Genomic DNA, 22225 nt, shown 5'->3' with positions numbered 1-22225 from the left:
CACCCCGCTCACCCGCCCCGCCGGGCGGAGGGTCAGGCGAGGTCGTCGGACCCCATCAGCCGGCGTCCGGCCTCGGTGATGGAGCCCGACAGCGACGGGTAGATCGCGAAGGTCTGCGCGAGGTCGGCCACGGTCAGGCCCTTGGTCACCGCCAGGGCGATCGGCAGCACCAGCTCCGAGGCGCCCGGGGAGACGACCACGCCGCCGACGATCACGCCGGTCGAGCGGCGGGCGAAGAGCTTCACGAAGCCCGCCCGCAGGTCGCTCATCTTGGCCCGGGCGTTGGTGGCCAGCGGCAGCCGGACCACCTCGACGTCGGCGTCGTCGGCCAGCGACTTCTCCTGGACGCCGACGGTCGCGATCTCGGGGTGGGTGAACACGTTGGCGGCCACGGTCTTCAGCTTGATCGGCGCCACGGCCTCGCCGAGGGCGTGCCACATGGCAATCCGGCCCTGCATGGCGGCGACCGAGGCGAGCTGGAAGACACCGGTGACGTCGCCGGCGGCGTAGATGCCGGGCACCGAGGTCCGCGACACCCGGTCGACGACGATGTGGCCGGACTCGGTCACCTGGATGCCGTGGGACTCCAGGTTCAGGCCGGCGGTGTTCGGCACGGTGCCCACGGTCATCAGCGCGTGCGAGCCCTCGACGGTGCGCCCGCCGGTCAGCTCGACGACGACGCCCTTGTCGGTCCGGCGCACCCCGGCGGCGCGGCCGCGCTCGAGGCGCCCACCGCGGGACTGGAAGACCTCCTCCAGCACCTCGGCGGCGTCGGAGTCCTCGCCGGGCAGCACCCGGTCGCGGGAGGACACCAGCGTGACCGGAACGCCCGCCTCCAGGTAGCCGGAGGCGAACTCGGCGCCGGTGACACCGGAGCCGACGACGACGAGGTGGTCGGGCATCTGGTCGAGGTCGTAGACGTCGCGCCAGTCGAGGATCCGCTCGTGGTCGGGCTCGGCCCCGGGCAGCACCCGCGGGTCGGCGCCGGTGGCGATGAGGACGACGTCGCCCTCGATCTCGTCGAGCACCGCACCGGACTCGTCGAGGATCTCCACCTCGTGGGCGGCGAGGCCCGGGACGTCGTCGGCGAGCCGCCCCTGGCCGCGGACGATCCGCACGCCCTCGGCCTCGAGCCGGGCGTGGATGTCGGCCGACTGCGCCAGCGACAGGTTCTTCACCCGCTGGTTGGCGGCGGTGAGGTCGAGGCTCGCGGTGGCGAACTCGGCGCCGTGCACGCCCAGGACGGCGGAGTCGCGCACCGAGGTCATGGCCCCGGCGGCGGCGATGAGGGCCTTGGAGGGGACGCAGTCGGTGAGCACGCTGGCCCCGCCGATGCCGTCGCGTTCGATGACGGTGACCTGCGCACCGAGCTGGGCAGCGACCAGTGCGGCCTCGTAGCCGGCCGGTCCGCCGCCGATGATCACGATGCGGGTCATGGGGTCCTTCTCCGTTGCTGTGCGGTCGGTCAGGGCCATTGTCCCCGGTCGGTGCCGGCGATGCCCTCACAGGTGCATCGGCTCGCGGGGGCCAGTGGTTAACCTCGGCGGCGATGGGCCTCTACGCCGCCTACGGCTCGAACATGGATCCCGCGCAGATGCTGCGCCGCTGTCCGTCGTCCCCGCACACCGGCACCGGCTGGGTGCGCGGCTGGCGGCTGACGTTCGGCGGCGAGGAGCTGGGCTGGGAGGGGGCGCTGGCGACCCTCGTGCCCGACGACGGCGACGCGCCGGGCGTCTTCGTGGCGCTCTACGACCTGACCGAGGCCGACGAGCGGTCGCTGGACGCCTGGGAGGGCGCCGACCACGGCCTCTACCGCCGGGTGCACCTGCGGGTGCACACGCTCTCGGGCGACGTGGTCGCCTACGTGTACGTGCTCGACGCCTTCGAGGGCGGGCTGCCCTCGGCCCGCCACCTGGGCGGGATCGCCGACGCCGCCGAGGCCGCCGGAGCGCCCGACGACTACGTCCGCGAGCTGCGCGCCCGCCCCTGCCGCTCGGCCTTCTGACCCCTCCGGTGGTCAGGGCCCCGCGGTCGTCGGGGAGCCGGGGGCGTCGAGGAAGGTGTCGAGGATCTGCCGCGCGGCCAGCGCCGGGGTGAGCTCGCCGGCCAGCACCTGCTTCTCCAGGTCCGGGACGGCCGACCGCACACCCGGGTGCGCACGCAGCGAGTGCTCCAGCCCGTCCCGGACCAGCTGCCAGGTCCAGCGCACCTGCTGGGTGCGCCGGCGCTCGTCGAAGCTGCCGTCGAGCTTGGCCCGCTCCTGGTGCTCGACCAGCTTGGCCCAGACCTCGTCCAGGCCCTCGCCGGTCAGGCCGGCGCAGGTGAGCACCGGGACGTCCCACGGCTCGCCGCGGCCGCGGAGCATCCGGATCGCCGAGGAGAGCTCGCGCGCGGCCTTGCGGGCGTCGGCCGCCGCCGGGCCGTCCGCCTTGTTCACCGCGATGACGTCGGCGATCTCGAGGATGCCGCGCTTGATGCCCTGCAGCTGGTCGCCGGTGCGGGCGATGGTCAGGAACAGGAACGAGTCGACCATCTCGGCGACGGTGATCTCCGACTGCCCCACGCCGACGGTCTCGACCAGGACGACGTCGTAGCCGGCCGCCTCGACCACGACCATCGACTCCCGCGTCGCCTGCGCGACGCCGCCGAGCGTGCCCGACGTCGGCGAGGGGCGGATGAAGGCGTCCGGGTCGACGGCCAGCCGGGCCATGCGGGTCTTGTCACCGAGGATCGAGCCGCCGGACCGGGCCGAGGACGGGTCGACGGCGAGGACCGCGACCTTCGAGCCCGCGGCCGTCAGGTCCACGCCCAGCTGGTCGATGAAGGTGGACTTGCCGACGCCTGGCACGCCGCTGATGCCGACCCGGCGCGCTCCCCCGGCGTGCGGCAGCAGCTCGACCAGCAGCTCCTGCGCCCGCTCGCGGTGGTCGGCGCGCCGGGACTCCACCAGGGTGATCGCGCGCGCCACCACCCGGCGGTCCCCGGCGAGCACCCCCTCGACGAGCGCGGGTACGTCGACCTCCCGCGCCATCAGCGCCCACCCCCCGGGGCAGAAATGGCCATTTCTGCCCTCTCCATCAGTGCCCGAGACGCGAGGACAGCGTCCGCAGCAGCTCCTGGGCCGCCTCGGCGATGACGGTGCCGGGCGGGAAGACCGCCGCCGCGCCCATCTCCCTGAGCGTCGGGACGTCGTCGGGCGGGATGACCCCGCCGACGACGATCAGCACGTCCTCGGCGCCGAGCTCGGCCAGCGCGTCCTTGAGCGCCGGGACCAGCGTGAGGTGCCCGGCGGCCAGCGACGAGACGCCGACGACGTGCACGTCGGCCTCGACCGCCTGCCGGGCGACCTCCTCCGGCGTCTGGAACAGCGGGCCCACGTCGACGTCGAAGCCGAGGTCGGCGAACGCGGTGGCGATGACCTTCTGCCCGCGGTCGTGCCCGTCCTGGCCCATCTTGGCCACGAGGATGCGCGGCCGGCGGCCCTCGGCCTCGGCGAACTCCTCGGCCAGCCGGCGCGTCTCCTCCATCGGCCCGGATGCTCCTGCCTCGTCGCGGTAGACGCCGGAGATCGTGCGGACCTGGCCGGCGTGCCGGCCGTAGACCGCCTCCAGCGCGTCGGAGATCTCCCCCACCGTCGCCTTGGCCCGCGCGGCGTCGACCGCGAGCTTGAGCAGGTTGGAGTCGAGGTCGTTGCCCCGGCGGCCCTCGGCGGCGGCGCGGGCGGCGTCGGTGAGGCGGGCGAGGGTCTCCTCGACGGCCTTCGCGTCGCGCTCGCCGCGCAGCTGCTCGAGCTTGGCCTTCTGCTGAGCCAGCACGTCCTTGTTGTCGACCTTGAGGACCTCGATGGCCTCGTCGGCGTCGACCCGGTACTTGTTGACGCCGATCACCGGCTGGCGGCCGGAGTCGATGCGCGCCTGGGTGCGGGCGGCGGCCTCCTCGATGCGCAGCTTCGGGATGCCGTCGTCGATCGCCTGGGCCATGCCGCCGTGCTCGGCGACCTCCTGGATGTGCGCCCAGGCCCGGCGGGCGAGGTCGTAGGTGAGCTTCTCGACGTAGGCCGAGCCGCCCCACGGGTCGACGACGCGGGTGGTCCCCGACTCCTGCTGCAGCATCAGCTGGGTGTTGCGGGCGATGCGGGCGGAGAAGTCCGTCGGCAGCGCGAGCGCCTCGTCGAGGGCGTTGGTGTGCAGCGACTGGGTGTGCCCCTGGGTCGCCGCCATCGCCTCCAGGCAGGTGCGGACGACGTTGTTGTAGACGTCCTGCGCGGTCAGCGACCAGCCCGAGGTCTGCGAGTGGGTGCGCAGCGACAGCGACTTCGGGTTCTGCGCGCCCGCCTCCTTCACCAGCTTCGCCCACAGCAGGCGCCCGGCCCGGAGCTTGGCGACCTCCATGAAGAAGTTCATGCCGATGGCCCAGAAGAAGCTCAGCCGCGGTGCGAACTTGTCGACGTCCATCCCGGCGGCCTGGCCGGCCTTCAGGTACTCGACGCCGTCGGCCAGCGTGTAGGCCAGCTCCAGGTCGGCCGTCGCCCCGGCCTCCTGGATGTGGTAGCCGGAGATCGAGATCGAGTTGAACTTCGGCATCCGCTGCGACGTGAAGCTGAAGATGTCGCTGATGATCTGCATCGAGGGCTTGGGCGGGTAGATGTAGGTGTTCCGCACCATGAACTCTTTGAGGATGTCGTTCTGGATGGTGCCGGTCAGCTGCTCCGGCTCCACCCCCTGCTCCTCCGCCGCGACGATGTAGAGCGCGAGCACCGGGAGCACGGCGCCGTTCATGGTCATGGAGACCGACATCCTGTCCAGCGGGATGCCGTCGAACAGCTGCCGCATGTCCAGGATCGAGTCGATCGCGACACCGGCCATGCCGACGTCGCCGACGACGCGCGGGTGGTCGGAGTCGTAGCCGCGGTGGGTGGGCAGGTCGAAGGCGATCGACAGGCCCTTCTGCCCGGCGGCCAGGTTGCGCCGGTAGAACGCGTTGGACTCCGCGGCGGTGGAGAAGCCCGCGTACTGGCGGACCGTCCACGGCTGGGTCGTGTACATCGTCGGGTAGGGGCCGCGCAGGAACGGCGGCAGCCCGGGCAGCGTCTCGAGGAAGTCCAGGCCCTCGAGGTCGGCCGGGGTGTACAGCGGGGGGACGGTGATGCCCTCGGGGGTCTCCCAGGCCGCCTCCTCCACGCCGCGGCCGGTCGTCTCCTCGAACGCCTTGGCCCAGTCGTCGGCCGACACCTGGGCCGAGGGGGTGCCCAGCTCGACGTCGCCGAAGTCGGGGATCGCGGTCATGCCTGGACCTCCAGCTGCTCGTGCACCGTCCGGAGCGCCGCGAGGGCGTCGCACCCGGCGAAGACGTACCCGTCGACCCCGTCGACGGCCAGATCGGGCTTGCCGGCCAGCCACACCGTGGTGGCCCCGGCCGCCCTGAGCTCCGCGGCCAGCGCCGCCGCGTCGGAGGCGTAGTCCTTGTCGGTGCCGCAGATGCAGGCGACCGTGGTGCCCGCCTCGGCCAGCCCGCTCGCCCCGTTCCCGGACGGCGTCGCGAGCCCGCCGGCCTGGAAGAGGTTCCCGGCGAAGGTGGCCCGCGCCGTGTGCCGGGCGATCGGGCCGAGGGTGGCCAGGTAGACCGACGGGCGGGTGGCCGCGGCGTCGGCCGCGTCGCGCAGCGCCTCGTACTCCTGCGCCGCCCGCACCCGCGGCAGGCCGCCGGTCGAGTGCAGGTCCGCCGCGGGCTGCCGCTCGGGCAGCTTCTCGGCCAGGTTGGGGAACTCGCTGACGCCGGTGATCGCCTCGGCGCGGGTGGCCAGCCGCTTCGCGCGGGCGTCCCACGCCTGCGCGACCCGGTCGCGCACCAGCCCGGAGGCCAGCGCGGCCTGCAGCCCGCCGGCGCGCTCGATCTCGGTGAACCAGTCCCAGGCGGCACGCGCCAGGTCGTCGGAGAGCGACTCGACGTACCAGGAGCCGCCGGCCGGGTCGAGCACGCGGCCGAGGTGCCCCTCCTCCACCAGCAGGTTCTGCGTGTTGCGCGCGATCCGGCGGGAGAAGGAGTCGGGCAGGCCGAGCGCGGCGTCGAACGGCTGCACGGTCACCGCGTCCGCGCCGCCGACGCCCGCGGCAAAGCAGGCGACGGTCGTGCGCAGCATGTTCACCCACGGGTCGCGCCTCGTCGTCATCACCGAGGAGGTGACGGCGTGCTGGCGCTGGCCGCGGGCCTCGGGCGAGACCCCGCTGACCTCGCCCACGCGGTCCCAGAGGCGGCGGGCGGCGCGCAGGGCGGCGATCGTCGTGAACTGGTCCGCGGTCGCGGAGAAGCGGAACTCCAGCTGTGCGGCGGCCTCGTCGACCGACAGGCCGGCGCCGGTGAGCGCCCGCAGGTAGGCGACGCCCGCGGCCAGCGAGCAGCCCAGCTCCTCCACCACGGAGGCGCCCGCGTCGGCGAAGACGGTGCCGTCGACGACGACGGTGCGCAGTCCGGGGTGGGCGGCGGCGCGACGGGCGACGTCGGCCAGCCCGGAGAGGTCCTGCGGCTCCCCCGAGGCGGCCTCGACGCCCAGCGGGTCGAGGCCCAGGGAGCCGCCGGGCGCCAGGTCGGTGCGCCCCTCGACCAGCTGCAGGAACGCCTCCGCGGCCGGCGCACCCCCGGAGACGCTGACCGGGGCGAGGTCGAGGAAGACGTCGGAGAGCACGTCGCCGAGCGAGCCGACGGGGATCGCGCCCTCGCCGAGGACGAGCCACAGCGAGGTGACGCCGTTCTCCAGGTCGGCCGCGATGGCCTCCTTGGTGACCGCGACGTCGGGGTGCGCGTGCCGCTGCCGGACGTCCCAGCCGCCCGAGGCCCCTCCGTCGGCGCCGCCGGCCGCGGTGACCTCGGCCGAGCCGGCCGGTCCACCACCGGGGCGGGCACCGCGGACGAACGGCGGCAGCCCGGGCACGCCGACACCGGCCGGCAGGTCGCCGGCGTCCTCGGCGGTGTAGAGGGGGGCCACGGTCACGCCCGGGGCCACCGGACGGCGCAGCGCGTCCTCGACCGGCTCGGGCAGGTCCTCGCGGCCGGCCTTGCGCAGCACTCCGGCGACCAGCTCGCGCCACTGGTCGCGGGTGACCGCGTCGAACTCGCCGGCGAGCGCCAGGTCCTCGGGGACGGCGTGCTCGGCCGGCACCTCGGCGTCAGCCGCCGCCGGCCCCTGGCCGGTCGGCTGGTCGGTCGTGCTCATCCTCGGGGGGCCTCCTCGCCGGTCGGTCGGGCAGAAGTGTCTCCGGGCGCAGGTCGCCGCGTGCGAGGGGGTGCCCCTGAGCTGCCCGAAGGCGGTTCGGCGTCGGCCTCGAGGGCGAGCAGCGCGGTCCGCGCCAGCAGGCGGACGCCGACGCCGATCGCGCGCTCGTCGACGTCGAAGGTGCCCCGGTGCAGGTCCAGCGGGGCGCCCCCGCCGTGCGTGCCGAGCCGGGCCAGGGCGATGGGCATCAGGTCGGCGAACCAGCCGAAGTCCTCGCCCCCCATGCTCTGCTGCGAGAGGACGAGGTTGTCGCTGCCCACCGAGCCGATGGCGGCCGAGCGCAGGAGCGCGACGCAGCGCGGGTCGTTGACCACCGGCGGGACGCCGCGGATGTAGTCGACGCCGACCTCGGCGCCGGTGGTGGCCGCGACCCGCTCGACCAGCGCCGTCAGCAGCTCCTCGGCGCCCTTCCACGCCTCCCGGTCGAGCACCCGGACGGTGCCGCGCAGGGTGCCGCGCTGCGGGATCGCGTTGGCGGCGACCCCGGCGTTGACCGCGCCCCAGACCAGGCTCATCCCCGACCGCGGGTCGACCTGGCGGGAGAGCAGGCCCGGCAGGTCGGTGATCAGCCGGCCGAGGGCGTCGACGAGGTCGACGGTCATCTGCGGCCGCGCGGTGTGCCCGCCCGGCCCGGTGAGGGTGACGTCCATGCGGTCGCAGGCGGCGGTGATGGCACCCGTCCGCAGGCCGACCTTGCCGACCGGGACCGAGGGGTCGCAGTGCACCGCGAAGGCGCGGGAGGCCCCGTCGAGGACGCCGGAGGCCACCACCTCGGTGGCACCCCCGGGCACGCTCTCCTCGGCCGGCTGGAAGACGATGCGCACCCGTCCCGGCAGGCCGTCCAGGCCGGCGAGCGCGAGCGCCACCCCGAGGACGACGGTGGTGTGCACGTCGTGGCCGCAGGCGTGGCACAGGCCCTCGCGGGTCGAGGCGTAGGGCACGTCCTTGAGGTCGGCCAGCGGCAGCGCGTCGATGTCGGCGCGCAGCACGACCGTCGGCCCGGGCCCGCTGCCGACGTCGCAGACCAGCCCGGTGCCGGTGGGCAGCCGGCGCGGCTTCAGCCCGGCGGCGCGCAGCCGCTGCTCGAGGAAGGCCGTCGTCTCGAACTCGGCGAACGCCAGCTCGGGGTGGGCGTGCAGGTGCCGGCGCACGGACACCAGCTCCTGGCGGTGCGCGCCGGCCCACTCGTCGACCTGCGCCGACAGCTTCTCGACGACCGGGGTCATGCGGCGTGCCCGCCCGCGGAGGCCGGGGAGGGCAGCCCCTCGCGCATCTCGGCGAGCAGGCTGTCGACCACCGGCGCGAGCTGCCCGTCGTGCCGCTGGGCGACGGCGCGCTGGCGCTCGTAGGAGGCGCCGGTCTCCAGGATCCGGAGCACGTCGCGCAGCTCGGCCTCGCAGTCCAGCCGCTTGGCCGTGGGCACCAGCTCCTCGACCAGCTCGGTGATCGCCTCGCGGACCGGCCGGACGGTGCCCTGGTCGTCGACCACGATCCGGGCGTCGAGGCCGTAGCGGACGGCACGCCACTTGTTCTCCCGCACCACCCACTCGGTGGGCGTGGGCAGCGTGTAGCCGCGGTCGAGCTGGGTGTCGAACTGCTCGACCAGGCACTGGGTGAGCGCCGCGACGGCACCGATCTCGTCGAGGGTGGGCAGCCCGTCGCACACCCGCAGCTCGACGGTGCCGAAGTCCGGGTGCGGCCGGACGTCCCACCACACCTCGCGGACGCTCTCGATGGCGCCGGCCCGGATGAGGGTCTCCATGTACTCCTCGAACTCGGCCCAGTCGGCGAGCTGGTGCGGCAGCCCGCCGGTGGGCATCGCCTCGAAGACCTTGGTGCGGGCCGAGGCCAGCCCGGTGTCGCAGCCGGACCAGAACGGGGAGGACGCCGACAGGGCGAGGAAGTACGGCAGGTACTGCGTCAGCGCGTTGACCACCGGGATGGCCTTCTCCGGCGACCGGATGCCGACGTGCACGTGCACGCCGAAGATCTGCAGCCGGCGGGCCGGCCACTGCATCCGCTCGACGAGCTGGTGGTAGCGCTCCTTGGGCGAGATCTCCTGCGAGTCCCAGCGGGTGAACGGGTGGCTGCCGGCGCACATCACCCCGCGCCCGTGCCGGTCGGCCGCGGCCACGACCTCGGCGAGGGTGCCGGCGAGGTCGGCCTTGGCCTCGCGCACCGTCGTGCAGACGCCGGTGATGATCTCGACGGTCGACTGCAGCAGCTCGTGCTTGGCCTTGGGGTGCTCCTCGGCGCCCTCGGGCCGGATCTCCTCCAGGATCTCGACGGCGCCGGACGCCAGCTCCCGGGTCTCCCGGTCGACGAGCTGCAGCTCCCACTCCACACCGAGACTGGCGCGCTCCGAGCTACGGAAGGGGATCTCCACCTCGGGGAGTCTAGGGAGGAACACCCCTGCCCACCGCCCGAGATGCGGGCCCGCGAGCACGATCACCCGGCCGGTGGACGGGGCCTTCGGCACCGGCGCACGCCCCGGCTGCGCTAGCGTCCGTGCGTGAGCGAGCACCCTGGCACCGACCCCACCACCCTGGCCGAGCAGGCCGCGCAGGCCCTGACCGGCGCGCTCGGCGGACCGCACGACGTGGCCGTCGTCATGGGCTCCGGGTGGGCCCCCGCGGCCGACGCGTTCGGCGCCGGCGAGGCGTCCGTGGCGATCGGCGACCTCCCCGGCTTCGCCGCACCCACCGCCGTCGGGCACGGCGGCGAGGTCCGCTCGGTCCGCGTCGGCGACCGCAAGGTGCTGCTCTTCCTGGGCCGCACCCACTTCTACGAGGGCCGCGGCGTCGAGCCCGTCGTCCACGGCGTCCGCACCGCGGCCGCCGCCGGGGTGCGCACGGTGATCCTCACCAACGCCGCCGGCGGCCTCGCCCCCGAGCACCGGGTGGGCCAGGCCGTCGTCATCTCCGACCACCTCAACCTGACGGCGCGCTCGCCGCTGGTCGGCGCGAACTTCGTGGACCTCACCGACCTGTACTCCTCGCGGCTGCGGCAGCTGGCCCGCAAGCTCGACCCCTCCCTCGCCGAGGGCGTCTACGCGCAGCTGCCCGGCCCGCACTACGAGACGCCCGCGGAGATCCGGATGCTGCGCACGATGGGCGCCGACCTCGTCGGCATGTCCACGGCGCTGGAGGCGATCGCCGCCCGCGCCGCCGGGCTGGAGATCCTCGGCCTGTCGATGGTCACCAACGCTGCCGCCGGGATCACCGGCGAGAAGCTCGACCACGAGGAGGTCCTCGCCGCCGGCAAGGCCGCCGCGGGCCGGCTGGGCGAGTTCCTGGTCGAGCTGATCGGGCGCCTGCCGTGAGCCTGGTCCTCCTCACCGGCGCGGCCGGGCGGATCGGCACCGTGCTGCGGGGCGGGCTGCCCGAGCGCGGGTGGGCGCTGCGCTCCCTCGACGTCGTGCCGATCACCGACGTGCGCCCCGGCGAGGAGCAGCTCGTCGCCGACGCCGCCGACCTCGCCGCGATGACCGACGCCGCCCAGGGCGCGTCGGCGGTCGTGCACATGGCCGGCATCTCCGGTGAGTCCACCTGGCCGGCGATCCGGGACACCAACATCCAGTCGACCTTCTGCGCGCTCGAGGCGGCCCGGCTGGCCGGCGTCCCCCGGGTGGTGCTCGCCAGCAGCAACCACGCCACCGGCTGGACCGAGCGGCCGGCCGACGGCAGCCTGCTCCGCGAGGCCGACGCGCCGCCGCGGCCGGACACCTACTACGGCGTCTCGAAGGTCACGATGGAGGCGCTCGGCTCGCTGTACGCCGACCGCTACGGCCTCGACGTCGTCTGCCTGCGGATCGGCAGCGCCTTCGCCGAGCCCACCACCACCCGGCAGCTGTCGACCTGGCTCTCCCCCGCCGACACCGTCTCGCTGGTCCACGCCGCGCTCAGCGCGCCCGCGCCGGGCTTCCGCGTGGTGTGGGGCGTCTCGGCCAACACCCGCCGCTGGTGGGACCTCACCGCCGCCCAGGAGCTCGGCTACGAGCCGGCCGACGACGCCGAGGTGTACGCCGAGGCGCTCGTCGAGGCCCACGGCGAGCCCGACCTGTCCGACCCGGTCCACCGCCGGGTCGGCGGTGAGTACACGACCGCCGACTTCGACGCGGAGAACTTCACGGCATGACGCACGACCTGCTCGACACGGCCCGCGCCTGGGCCGAGGCGGACCCGCACGAGGGCGACCGCGCGGAGGTCCTGGCGCTGGTCGAGGCCGGGAACACCGAGGAGCTGGGCCGCCGGTTCTCCGGGCCGCTCACCTTCGGGACGGCGGGGCTGCGCGGGCCGCTGCGCGCCGGCCCGGCCGGGATGAACGCCGCCGTCGTCACCCGCGCGGCCGCCGGGCTGGGTGCCTGGCTGGCCGCGTCCGGGCACGCGGGCGGCGGCGTGGTCATCGGCTTCGACGCACGCCGCCGGTCCGACGAGTTCGCCCGCATCTCCGCGGAGGTGCTCGCCGCGGCGGGCTTCGCCGTCCAGGTGCTGCCCCGGCCGCTGCCGACGCCGGTGCTCGCCTTCGCCGTCCGGCACCTGGGGTGCGTGGCCGGCGTGATGGTGACCGCCAGCCACAACCCGCCCGACGACAACGGCTACAAGGTCTACCTCGGCGACGGCGCCCAGCTGGTGCCGCCGGCCGACCGGGAGATCGAGGCCGCCATCGGGGCGGTCGGCCCGGCGCGCGAGGTGCCGGTGTCCGACGAGTGGGTCACCCTCGGCGACGACGTCGAGACCGACTACGTCGACGCGGTCGTGCGCGCCGTCGACCCGTCCCGGGTGCCGGCCGACGCGCGCTCCGCGCTGACGGTGGCCTACACGGCCATGCATGGCGTGGGCGCCGGGACGACCCGCGCGGTCTTCGCGGCCGCGGGGCTGCGGGAGCCGGTGAGCGTGCCGGAGCAGGACGCCCCCGACCCCCGCTTCCCCACCGTCTCCTTCCCGAACCCGGAGGAGCCGGGCGCGGTGGACCTGCTCCTGGCGCTGGCCGACCGCGTCGGCGCCGACGTCGCGATCGCCGAGGACCCCGACGCCGACCGCTGCTCGGTGGTGGCCGGCGGCCGGCAGCTCACCGGCGACGAGGTAGGCGCGCTGCTGGCCGACTGGCTGGTCCGGCGCGGGGTGCGCGGCACGTACGCGTCCTCGCTGGTCAGCGGGTCGCTCATGCACGTGGTCGCGGAGGCGGGCGGCGTGCCGTCGGAGGAGACGCCGACCGGCTTCAAGTGGATCATGCGCGCCGGCTCCGACGCCGCGCCGCTGGTGTACGGCTACGAGGAGGCGCTCGGCTACTCGGTGGCCCCCACGGTCGTGAAGGACAAGGACGGCATCTCCGCCGCGCTCGCGGTCGCGCTGCTCGCCGCGGAGCTCAAGGCCGAGGGGCGCACGGTGCTGGACCGGCTCGACGAGCTGGCCGAGGAGCACGGGCTGTTCGTGACCGGGCAGCTGTCGGTCCGGGTCGATGACCTCACGCTCATCTCCGACGCCATGGCGCGGGTGCGCGCCACGCCGCCGGCCACCCTGCTCGGCCGCCCGGTGGAGTTCGCCGACCTGGCGCTCGGGACGCCGTCGGTCGACGCCGTGCGCCTGCTGGGCGACGGCGTGCGGGTGATCGTGCGGCCGTCCGGGACCGAGCCGAAGCTCAAGGCCTACCTCGAGACGGTCGTGCCGGTGCACGACGACGCGGGCATGATCGCCGCCCGCGGCCGCGGGGCCGACGAGCTCGACCAGCTCCGCGCGGAGATGTCGGTAGCGCTCGGGCTCTGAGGCCGCTCAGTTCCCCCGGCCCGGGCGGTCCTACCGGAGACGCCCACCACTGGAGGAACCGTGCGGAAGATCGTCGTGCACATGGCCGTGTCCCTCGACGGCTACTTCGAAGGGCCCGACCGGGACATCGGCTGGCACCACGTGGACGACGAGCTCCACGCGCTGTTCAACGAGTACCTGGCGACGACGAGCGCCTTCCTCTTCGGGCGGGTCACCCACCAGCTGATGGCGGAGGTCTGGCCGACCGCCGACCAGGACCCGGGGATGAGCGAGCGGATGCGGGAGTTCGCCGAGATCTACCGGCGGATACCCCGGATCGTCTTCTCGCGCACGCTCGAGCAGGACGAGTGGGCCACCGTCATCCACCGCGAGGTCGACCCTGAGGCGATCCGGGCCCTGCAGCAGCAGCCCGGCGGTGACATGACCGTCGGGGGCGGCGACCTGGTCCACGAGTTCCGGCGGCACGACCTGGTCGACGAGTACCGGCTCTTCGTCAGCCCCGTCCTCCTCGGCCGGGGCCGGCGGCTCTTCGGCGACGTCGGTGCACCGGCCGGGCTTCGCCAGGTCGAGGTGCGCCGCTTCGACAACGGCGTCGTCCTGCTCCGGTACGAGCGCGTCCGCTGACCGGCGGTCAGTGCGGTGGCGGGCCGTACCGGTTGGCCCGCTGCTCGGTGCCCAGCAGGCCGACGGTCACCACGAGGACCAGCCAGCCGATGCCCGGCAGGAGGTTCCACAGCAGCCACCAGGCGGAGTGGTCGCGGTCGTGGAGCCGCGTCACCATCGCCGCGACGTTGGGCACGAACAGCACCAGCGCGGCGACGGCGGTGACCGGCCCCCCGGAGTCGGCGAAGGGCCACAGGACGTCGACGCCCTCGCCGCCTTCCAGCCGGGGATAGCTCTCGGGGAACCACCGCGCGTCGACCCAGGTGGTGACGACCCCGATGAGGGCGATCACCAGCACGTACCTCAGCCACCAGTCGCGTCGACGCAGTCGGCCGACGGGGACCAGCCAGCCGACCGGACCTGGGCGGCGCGGGACGGTCACTCCCCGACCGGCTCCCGGCAGCCGCTCCCCAGCGCGCGGGCGGCGGCGGCCAGGACCGCCACGACGTCCCGGCCGAAGCCGGCGTCGCACGGGTGCACCCCACCGGCGACGGCCGCGGCGGTGAGCTCGTCCACGGCGACCTGGAAGGCCGCCACCGGCTCGTCGACCTCGGGCAGCAGCACCAGCCGGCCGGCGTCGCCGTGCACGTAGAACTCGATGCCGGTCGACATCGGCGCCACGGTGTGCGACAGCGTCACGGTCGAGGCGGCGCCGGACCCGTGCGTGAGCGCGAGGTGCACGGTGTCGCGGAGGCCGGCGGTTGCCTGCACCGCGACGACCGGGCCGAGCGCCGGCACCAGCAGGGAGAGCGCATGCGGGCCGATGTCCCACAGCGCGCCGTGCTCCTGCCGCCAGGGCGAGGCGGCGAACGGCGTCCCGGCGAGCGAGGAGAGCCAGGAGCCGGAGCCGCCGGCGAGCTGGGTCCGCGCCGCCTGCGTCAGCCAGGTGGAGGTCGCCGTCTGGAACCGGAAGGTGAAGAAGACGACGGAGGCCACCCCCGCGGCGCGGACGGCGTCGACCACGCGGTCGGCGCCGGCGACGTCGAGGGCGATCGGCTTCTCCAGCAGCAGGTGCTTGCCGGCCTCGGCGGCGCGCACCGCCAGCGGCGCCTGCACGTCCGGCGGGAGGGCGATCGCCACGGCGTCGACCTCGGCGAGCAGCGCGTCGACGTCGGCGTGGCCCGGGACGTCGAACTCCGCCCCGAACGCCTTCGCCCTGGCCAGGTCGCGGCCCCACACGCCCACCAGCTCGGCGGACGGGTGCTCGGCCAGCGCGGTCGCGTGCACCGCCCTGGCCCAGTGACCGGTGCCGAGCACCCCGAACCGCACGGTCAGACCGCGCCGAACTGGCGGTCGCCGGCGTCGCCGAGGCCCGGGACGATGTAGGCCTTGTCGTTCAGGCCCTCCTCCAGGCTCGCGGTGAACACCCGCAGCGGCAGGCCGCTCTCCTCCAGCCGCCGGATGCCCTCGGGGGCGGCCAGCGCGCAGAGCACGGTGATCGACGTCGTCCCGCGGGCGACGAGCAGCTCGCAGCAGTGCACCAGCGAGCCACCGGTGGCCAGCATCGGGTCGAGCACGAAGACGTCGCGGCCGACCAGGGACTCCGGCAGCGAGGCCATGTAGGCCTCGGGCTGGAAGGTCTCCTCGTTGCGGGCCAGGCCGACGAAGCCCATCTGCGACTCGGGCAGCATCCCGTGCGCGGTGTCGGCCATGCCGAGGCCGGCCCGCAGCACCGGCACGATCAGCGGCGGGGCGGCCAGCCGGTACCCCGTGGTCGTCGTGACCGGGGTGGTGATCTGCTCCTCGGCGACGGTCAGGTCGCGGGTGGCCTCGTAGACCAGCATCTGCGTGAGCTCGCGCAGGGCGGCCCGGAACATGGCGTTGTCCGTGCGCTCGTCCCGCATGCGGGAGAGGCGGGCACGGGCCAACGGGTGGTCGACGACGGTGAGCTGCACGGACGACACGGTATCGGCCACCGCGGGCCCCGCGGGTGCCGCGCCCGCACCGGCCACCCGTACGCCTGGGTCCGGCACCCCGGTCCACAGAAGTCCGAAGCGGGTTGACGGAAGCGGGGGCCGGCGCGGGCGGCCCGGCGTGGCCGCAGGAAACCGGCCCGACCGACGTCCGCCTGCTCCGGGCGGGTGAGCGGTGGTCGGGAAGCGGTCGCCGCCAGTGGAGAATGGCCGGCATGACCCACGTGCTCGACCCCGACGCGCTGCCCGGGGCGACCCCCGCGGTGCACGCGCCGCTGCCGCCGTACGACGACGTGACCCGCTCGGACTCGGCCTTCCGCGCCTTCCTGCACGGCCTGTCGGGCGTGGACCAGGTCGGCGCCGAGGCCCGCGTCGCCCAGCTGGGCACCCGGTCGATCAAGACCACCTCGAAGGCGTGGGCGATCGACACGGCCATCTCGATGGTCGACCTGACCACGCTGGAGGGCGCCGACACCCCCGGCAAGGTCCGCAGCCTGGCCGCCAAGGCCAAGCAGCCCGACCCGGGCGACCCGACCACGCCCCGCGTCGCGGCGGTCTGCGTCTACGGCGACCTGGCCGGCGTGGCCCGGGACGCCCTGGTCGGCACCGGCATCCACGTCGCCGCCGTCGCCACCGCGTTCCCCAGCGGGCGCGCGAGCCGCGCGGTCAAGATCGCCGACGTCCGGGACGCCGTGGAGAACGGCGCCGACGAGATCGACATGGTCATCGACCGCGGCGCGTTCCTCACCGGTCGCTACCTCGACGTCTACGAGGAGATCGTCGCCGTCAAGGAGGCCTGCGGAGACGCGCACCTCAAGGTCATCCTCGAGACCGGCGAGCTCACCACGCTGGACAACGTCCGCCGCGCCAGCTGGATCGCCATGCTCGCCGGCGGCGACTTCATCAAGACCTCCACCGGCAAGGTGAGCCCGGCCGCCACGCTGCCGGTCTCGCTGGTGATGCTGGAGGCGGTCCGCGACTTCCGCATCGCCACCGGCCGCCAGGTCGGCTTCAAGCCCGCCGGCGGCATCAGGACGACGAAGGACGCCGTCAAGCACCTGGTGCTGATCAACGAGACGGTCGGCCCCGACTGGCTGGACCCCGACTGGTTCCGCTTCGGCGCCTCCAGCCTCCTCAACGACCTGATCCTGCAGCGGCAGAAGCTGCGCACCGGCCACTACTCCGGCCCCGACTACGTCACGGTGGACTGAACGAGATGTCCGTTTTCGAGTACGCCCCCGCCCCCGAGTCGCGGTCGATCGTCGACATCGCCCCCTCCTACGGCCTGTTCATCGACGGGGAGTTCGTCGACGGCACCGGCGAGCCGTTCAAGACGGTCAACCCGGCCACCGAGGAGGTCCTCACCGAGGTCTCCGCCGCCAGCGAGGCCGACGTCGACCGCGCCGTCCGGGCCGCCCGGAAGGCCTTCGAGCGGACCTGGGGCCCGATGCGCCCCGCCGACCGCGGCAAGTACCTGTTCCGCATCGCCCGCCTCCTGCAGGAGCGGGCGAGGGAGTTCGCCGTCCTGGAGTCCCTGGACAACGGCAAGCCGATCCGGGAGTCCCGCGACGTCGACGTCCCCCAGGCCGCGGCGCACTTCTTCTACTACGCCGGCTGGGCCGACAAGCTCGAGCACGCCGGCCTCGGCACCCAGCCGCGCCCGCTGGGCGTCGCCGGCCAGGTCATCCCCTGGAACTTCCCGCTGCTCATGCTGGCGTGGAAGGTCGCCCCGGCCCTGGCCGCGGGCAACACCGTCGTGCTCAAGCCGGCGGAGACCACCCCGCTGTCGGCACTGCTGTTCGCCGAGATCTGCCGCCAGGCCGACCTCCCCGCCGGCGTGGTCAACATCGTCACCGGCGCCGGCGACACCGGCCGCGCGGTCGTCGAGCACGGCGACGTCGACAAGGTCGCGTTCACCGGGTCCACGGAGGTGGGCAAGCAGATCGCCCGCGCGGTCGCCGGCACCCGCAAGAAGCTGACGCTGGAGCTCGGCGGCAAGGCGGCCAACATCGTCTTCGACGACGCCCCGATCGACCAGGCCGTCGAGGGCATCGTGCAGGGCATCTTCTTCAACCAGGGCCACGTCTGCTGCGCCGGCTCCCGCCTGCTGGTCCAGGAGTCCATCCACGACGAGGTGATCGCCAGCCTCCAGCGGCGGATCGGCACCCTGCGCGTCGGCGACCCGCTGGACAAGAACACCGACATCGGCGCGATCAACTCCGCGGAGCAGCTCGCCCGCATCCGCGAGCTGTCCGACATCGGCGAGGCCGAGGGCGCGAACCGCTGGCAGCCGGCCTGCGAGCTGCCCGACCGCGGCTTCTGGTTCCCGCCGACGGTCTTCACCGACGTCTCCCCCGCGCACCGCATCGCCCGGGACGAGGTGTTCGGCCCGGTGCTGTCGGTGCTGACCTTCCGGACGCCCGACGAGGCCGTCGCCAAGGCGAACAACACCACCTACGGCCTGTCGGCCGGCATCTGGAGCGAGAAGGGGTCGCGGATCCTGAAGATCGCCGACCAGCTTCGCGCCGGCGTGGTGTGGGCCAACACCTTCAACAAGTTCGACCCGACGTCGCCGTTCGGCGGCTACAAGCAGTCCGGCTACGGCCGCGAGGGCGGCCGCCACGGCCTGGCCGCGTACCTGAAGGGTGCTGACCAGTGATCGGCAACGACCGTCTCGCCGTCCGCAAGACCTACAAGCTCTACGTGGGCGGCGCCTTCCCGCGCTCGGAGAGCGGCCGCACCTACGAGGTCACCGACGCCAAGGGCCACTTCGTCGCCAACGTCGCCCGGGCCAGCCGCAAGGACGCCCGCGACGCCGTCGTCGCCGCCCGCGGCGCCTTCGCGAAGTGGTCCGGCGCCACCGCCTACAACCGCGGCCAGGTGCTCTACCGCGTCGCCGAGGTGATGGAGGGCCGGCACGTCCAGTTCTGCGAGGAGGTCGCCGCCGCCGAGGGCCTGTCGACGTCGAAGGCGCGGGCCGCGGTGGACGCCGCCATCGACCGCTGGGTCTGGTACGCCGGCTGGACCGACAAGCTGGCCGCCGTCCTGGGCGGGTCCAACCCGGTCGCGGGGCCGTACTTCGGCTTCTCGACGCCGGAGCCCAGCGGCGTGGTCGCCGTCCTCGCGCCCCAGCAGTCCAGCCTGCTCGGACTGGTGAGCGTGCTCGCCCCGGTGCTCGCGACCGGCAACACCGCCGTCGTCGTCACGTCCGAGGAGCGGCCGGTCCCGGCCGTCACCCTCGCCGAGGTGCTGGCCACCAGCGACGTCCCCGGCGGCGTGGTCAACCTGCTCACCGGCGACGCCGAAGAGCTGGGCCCCTGGCTGGCCGAGCACGCCGACGTCGACGGCATCGACCTGACCGGCGCGCCCGCGAGCCGGGCGATGGAGTTCGAGCGGGAGGCCGCCGGCACCATCAAGCGCGTGGTCCGCCCGCCGGCGACCGAGCCGGACTGGACCGCCGACCCGGGTCTGTCCCGCATGACGCCGTTCCTCGAGACGAAGACGGTGTGGCATCCCATGGGGGTGTGAACGACGGAACATCCGGCGGCCGGTGCCTCCTCGGGGGCACCGGCCGCCGTCGCACTACCCTCGGTCCGTGCCTCATTTCGACGTCGTCGTCCTCGGTGCCGGCCCTGGTGGGTACGTCGCCGCAATCCGCGCCGCCCAGCTCGGCAAGAGCGTGGCCGTGGTCGAGTCCAAGTACTGGGGCGGGGTGTGCCTCAACGTCGGTTGCATCCCCTCCAAGGCGCTCCTGCGCAACGCCGAGCTCGCCCACCTCGTCCGCGACGAGGCCAAGACCTTCGGGATCTCCGGTGACGTCTCGTTCGACTTCGGCGCCGCCTTCGACCGCAGCCGCTCGGTCGCCGAGGGGCGGGTCAAGGGCGTGCACTTCCTGATGAAGAAGAACAAGATCACCGAGTTCGACGGCTGGGGCACCTTCACCGACCCGCACACGCTGCAGGTGGCCCTGAACGCGGGCGGCGAGGAGACCGTCACCTTCGACAACGTGATCCTCGCGCCCGGCGCGCACACCCGGCTGCTGCCCGGGACCGAGCTCTCCGAGCGCGTGGTCACCTACGAGGAGCAGATCCTCACCCGCGACCTGCCGAAGAGCATCGTCATCGCCGGCGCCGGCGCGATCGGCGTCGAGTTCGCGTTCGTGCTCCGCAACTTCGGCGTGCAGGTGACCATCGTCGAGTTCGCCGACCGCGTGCTGCCGCTGGAGGACGAGGCGGTCTCCAAGGAGCTGGCCAAGGCCTACCGCAAGCTCGGTGTCGACGTCCTCACCTCCACCAAGGTGGAGAAGATCGAGGACACCGGCTCCTCGGTCGTCGTCACGGTGTCCGACGCCAAGGGCAGCCGCGAGCTCACCGCCGACAAGGTGATGCAGGCGATCGGCTTCACCCCGCGGGTCGAGGGCTACGGCCTGGAGAAGCTCGGCGTCGAGCTGACCGACCGGGTCCGCGCCATCGCCGTCGACGAGCGCATGCGCACCAACGTGCCGCACGTCTACGCGATCGGCGACGTCACCGCCAAGCTCATGCTCGCCCACGTCGCCGAGGCCCAGGGGGTCGTCGCCGCCGAGACCATCGCCGGCGCGGAGACCATGGAGCTGGACTACGTGATGATGCCGCGGGCCACGTTCTGCTCGCCGCAGGTCGCCAGCTTCGGCTACACCGAGAAGCAGGCCCGCGAGCTCGCCGACGAGAAGGGCTGGAAGGTCAAGGTCTCCCAGTTCCCCTTCACCGCCAACGGCAAGGCGCACGGCCTCGCCGAGCCGACCGGCTTCGTCAAGCTCATCGCCGACGACACCTACGGCGAGCTGCTCGGCGGGCACCTGGTCGGCCCCGAGGTCACCGAGCTGCTGCCCGAGCTCACCCTCGCGCAGAAGTGGGACCTCACGGCCACCGAGCTGGCCCGCAACGTGCACGCCCACCCGACCCTCAGCGAGGGCCTGCAGGAGGCCATCCACGGCCTCGCCGGCCACATGATCAACCTCTGACGGCGCGCCACCCCACCCGCTCCGTACCGGAACGGGTGGGGTGGCGGTTCCGCCCCGGGGATGCGCCGCGGAGTCGACAGGGCAGGATGGTCGGGTGGCCAGGCCGAGCATCGTCCCGATCGCCCTCACCCTCGACGACCGCACGGGGTACACCCTCTGGGCCCCGCCGTGGGAGGAGGACGGCGAGGAGTGGCAGGCGTTCCTCGGCACGACCGTCGAGGTCCGCGCCGACATCAACGACGACGACCCTGACAGCCCGACCCAGCGGGCCGTCGTCCACCTCTTCCCCTCCCCCGCCGCGCTGGCCGCGTTCTGCCGCAGCCGCGGTGACCACGACCTCGCCGACCACCCGGTGTGGCCCGTCGTCGCGGGCCTGGGCGCCGCGGACCTGACGCCGGACGAGGACCACCGCTTCGACCTCGACGGCGTCTACGACATCGCCGCGGAGAACCCGGACCGCTGGGCGGTCGACGAGCTTGCCGCCACGGTCGACATCGTCGGCCGGCTGGCCGAGTGCCTCGACGCGACCGACGACGAGGACGACGACGACCTGGACGAGGACGAGACGGAGTTCGAGGCCGTCGCCGAGCTCGTCGCCAAGCCGGAGATCGGCTCGCTGGGGCTCGGGGTCGAGGCCTTCGTCGGGCGCTCCGGCGAGGACGCCTGGATCGGCGTCGGCAGCATCCTGGACGACCTGTGGGAGGACGTCGTCGAGGAGCTCTCGGAGCACTTCGACTGGACCGGCGGCGGCACCGTCTCGCCCGACGACTACCCGTCGGCCTCCGAGGCCCAGGACGAGCCGGTCGAGGACGAGGAGCCGGCCGACGAGGCGGACGAGGGCGTGCCCGCCGGTGCCACCGCGGCCTCCGCGGCCTCCGCGACCTCCGCGGCCGGCGTCAGCACCATCGCCCGCGGCAGCAGGGTGACCGCCTCCCCCGCCGCCGTCGCCGCGGCCGCGGAGTTCTGGGAGGCCGTCGGCATCCTCCCGGTGGAGGTCGTCGTCCCCGACGGCGCCGGGGTCACCCTCCGCTGCTACGTCGACGACGTCGCCCGCTTCCTCGGCCGCGACGGGGAGGTCTTCCTCTTCGACACCCCTGCCGACCTGGCGCGCTACATCGCCGGCGACGAGCGGCACGACCTCAGCGAGATCGCCTCCTGGCCGGAGGTGGGCGACACCGACACGCCGCCGCTGCCGGCCGACCAGGACCGCTACGACCTCACCGAGCTGTCGGAGGTCCTCGGCGAGGTCGCCGACGGCGCACCCGGGCTGGTGACGCACGGAGCGCTCGCGCAGCCGGTGGAGGGGGTGCGCGACCTCGCCGAGTACGCCGGTCTCACCCGCGTCGAGGAGCTGCTGTCGCCGTCCGCGCCGCTGGGCCGGGCCCTCGCCCGCGCCGACCGGGAGCCCGGCGCCGCGCTCACCGCCTCCGACGCCGCCACGCTCCGGCCGGCGTGGGACGAGGTCGTCACCACCGTCAGCGGAGCGCTGGTCTTCCGCAGCTGACGCACGAGATCTGCACACTCGCCCCCATCAGGCGCCCTGGAGGGGCGAGTGTGCAGATCTCGTCACGGGAACGCGGAAGCGGCCCGCCCCGGGGATCCGGGACGGGCC

At 74.1% G+C, this 22225-nt stretch carries 19 protein-coding genes; 10 read left to right on the top strand and 9 right to left on the bottom strand.

Going from position 1 to position 22225, the window contains the following annotated elements:
* Positions 1-32: 32 nt before the first annotated feature.
* On the bottom strand, positions 33-1436 hold the full coding sequence (locus E4P43_RS01405) for an NAD(P)H-quinone dehydrogenase (protein WP_135143628.1): 1404 nt from the start codon (positions 1434-1436) through the stop codon (positions 33-35).
* A 113-nt stretch (positions 1437-1549) separates the two neighbouring features.
* Between E4P43_RS01405 and E4P43_RS01400 the strand changes: the two genes are divergently transcribed.
* Positions 1550-2005, top strand: coding sequence for a gamma-glutamylcyclotransferase family protein (locus tag E4P43_RS01400; protein ID WP_135143627.1), 456 nt, complete (start codon positions 1550-1552; stop codon positions 2003-2005).
* 12 nt (positions 2006-2017) lie between these two features.
* Here E4P43_RS01400 and meaB read toward each other — a convergent pair whose 3' ends face one another.
* From meaB to E4P43_RS01375, 5 genes are read right to left on the bottom strand one after another with little or no spacing between them, the layout of a single operon-like run.
* Positions 2018-3031: a methylmalonyl Co-A mutase-associated GTPase MeaB gene (gene meaB / locus E4P43_RS01395; RefSeq protein ID WP_135143626.1), complete on the bottom strand. Its 1014-nt coding sequence runs from the start codon at positions 3029-3031 to the stop codon at positions 2018-2020.
* Positions 3032-3077: 46 nt separating this feature from the next.
* Entirely contained in the window at positions 3078-5285 is a 2208-nt protein-coding gene (gene scpA / locus E4P43_RS01390) for a methylmalonyl-CoA mutase (RefSeq protein WP_135143625.1), read from the bottom strand.
* Positions 5282-7210 carry a methylmalonyl-CoA mutase subunit beta gene (locus E4P43_RS01385; protein WP_135143624.1) on the bottom strand — a complete coding sequence of 643 codons (1929 nt, stop codon included), beginning with the start codon at positions 7208-7210 and terminating at the stop codon, positions 5282-5284. The genes scpA and E4P43_RS01385 overlap by 4 nt, the downstream gene beginning before the upstream one ends.
* Entirely contained in the window at positions 7207-8496 is a 1290-nt protein-coding gene (locus E4P43_RS01380; RefSeq protein ID WP_135143623.1) for an amidohydrolase, read from the bottom strand. Before E4P43_RS01380 ends, E4P43_RS01385 begins: the two co-directional genes overlap by 4 nt.
* On the bottom strand, positions 8493-9656 hold the full coding sequence (locus E4P43_RS01375) for a glutamate--cysteine ligase (protein WP_135143622.1): 1164 nt from the start codon (positions 9654-9656) through the stop codon (positions 8493-8495). The genes E4P43_RS01380 and E4P43_RS01375 overlap by 4 nt, the downstream gene beginning before the upstream one ends.
* A 126-nt stretch (positions 9657-9782) precedes the next feature.
* Between E4P43_RS01375 and E4P43_RS01370 the strand changes: the two genes are divergently transcribed.
* Genes E4P43_RS01370 through E4P43_RS01355 form a run of 4 tightly spaced genes read left to right on the top strand, consistent with a single transcriptional unit; the run spans position 9783 to position 13659 of the window.
* Complete coding sequence (locus tag E4P43_RS01370) at positions 9783-10592, top strand: purine-nucleoside phosphorylase (RefSeq protein WP_209313667.1); 810 nt, start codon at positions 9783-9785, stop codon at positions 10590-10592.
* Positions 10589-11407, top strand: a complete 819-nt coding sequence (locus E4P43_RS01365) for an NAD(P)-dependent oxidoreductase (protein WP_135143621.1) — start codon at positions 10589-10591, stop codon at positions 11405-11407. The genes E4P43_RS01370 and E4P43_RS01365 overlap by 4 nt, the downstream gene beginning before the upstream one ends.
* Positions 11404-13035, top strand: coding sequence for a phospho-sugar mutase (locus E4P43_RS01360; protein ID WP_135143620.1), 1632 nt, complete (start codon positions 11404-11406; stop codon positions 13033-13035). Before E4P43_RS01365 ends, E4P43_RS01360 begins: the two co-directional genes overlap by 4 nt.
* A gap of 60 nt (positions 13036-13095) precedes the next feature.
* The gene (locus E4P43_RS01355; RefSeq protein ID WP_135143619.1) at positions 13096-13659 is read left to right on the top strand and encodes a dihydrofolate reductase family protein; all 564 of its coding nucleotides are present in this window, start codon (positions 13096-13098) and stop codon (positions 13657-13659) included.
* Positions 13660-13666: 7 nt separating this feature from the next.
* Here E4P43_RS01355 and E4P43_RS01350 read toward each other — a convergent pair whose 3' ends face one another.
* The 3 genes from E4P43_RS01350 to upp are packed head-to-tail and all read right to left on the bottom strand — an operon-like array spanning position 13667 to position 15593.
* Positions 13667-14080: a DUF805 domain-containing protein gene (locus E4P43_RS01350; RefSeq protein ID WP_167759011.1), complete on the bottom strand. Its 414-nt coding sequence runs from the start codon at positions 14078-14080 to the stop codon at positions 13667-13669.
* A complete protein-coding gene (locus tag E4P43_RS01345) occupies positions 14077-14955 on the bottom strand; it encodes a Gfo/Idh/MocA family oxidoreductase (RefSeq protein ID WP_245158869.1) in 879 nt (292 codons plus the stop codon). Before E4P43_RS01345 ends, E4P43_RS01350 begins: the two co-directional genes overlap by 4 nt.
* Positions 14956-14969: 14 nt before the next feature.
* Positions 14970-15593, bottom strand: a complete 624-nt coding sequence (upp, locus tag E4P43_RS01340; RefSeq protein ID WP_135143616.1) for a uracil phosphoribosyltransferase — start codon at positions 15591-15593, stop codon at positions 14970-14972.
* A 233-nt stretch (positions 15594-15826) separates the two neighbouring features.
* Here upp and deoC point away from each other — a divergent pair, with 233 nt between their 5' ends.
* The 5 genes from deoC (at position 15827) to E4P43_RS01315 (ending at position 22117) form a co-directional block, all read left to right on the top strand.
* Entirely contained in the window at positions 15827-16822 is a 996-nt protein-coding gene (gene deoC, locus E4P43_RS01335) for a deoxyribose-phosphate aldolase (protein WP_245158868.1), read from the top strand.
* A 5-nt stretch (positions 16823-16827) separates the two neighbouring features.
* Positions 16828-18270, top strand: coding sequence for an aldehyde dehydrogenase family protein (locus E4P43_RS01330; RefSeq protein WP_135143615.1), 1443 nt, complete (start codon positions 16828-16830; stop codon positions 18268-18270).
* Positions 18267-19139, top strand: coding sequence for an aldehyde dehydrogenase family protein (locus tag E4P43_RS01325; protein WP_245158867.1), 873 nt, complete (start codon positions 18267-18269; stop codon positions 19137-19139). Before E4P43_RS01330 ends, E4P43_RS01325 begins: the two co-directional genes overlap by 4 nt.
* 67 nt (positions 19140-19206) lie before the next feature.
* On the top strand, positions 19207-20613 hold the full coding sequence (lpdA, locus tag E4P43_RS01320; RefSeq protein WP_135143614.1) for a dihydrolipoyl dehydrogenase: 1407 nt from the start codon (positions 19207-19209) through the stop codon (positions 20611-20613).
* 94 nt (positions 20614-20707) lie between these two features.
* Positions 20708-22117 carry a hypothetical protein gene (locus E4P43_RS01315; RefSeq protein WP_135143613.1) on the top strand — a complete coding sequence of 470 codons (1410 nt, stop codon included), beginning with the start codon at positions 20708-20710 and terminating at the stop codon, positions 22115-22117.
* Positions 22118-22225: the final 108 nt, after the last annotated feature.

The sequence above is a fragment of the Blastococcus sp. TF02A-35 genome (assembly GCF_004571075.1).
Lineage (GTDB): Bacteria > Actinomycetota > Actinomycetes > Mycobacteriales > Geodermatophilaceae > Blastococcus.
Note: the sequence above shows the minus strand (reverse complement) of the source record. Positions and strands in the feature narration are given on the sequence as shown.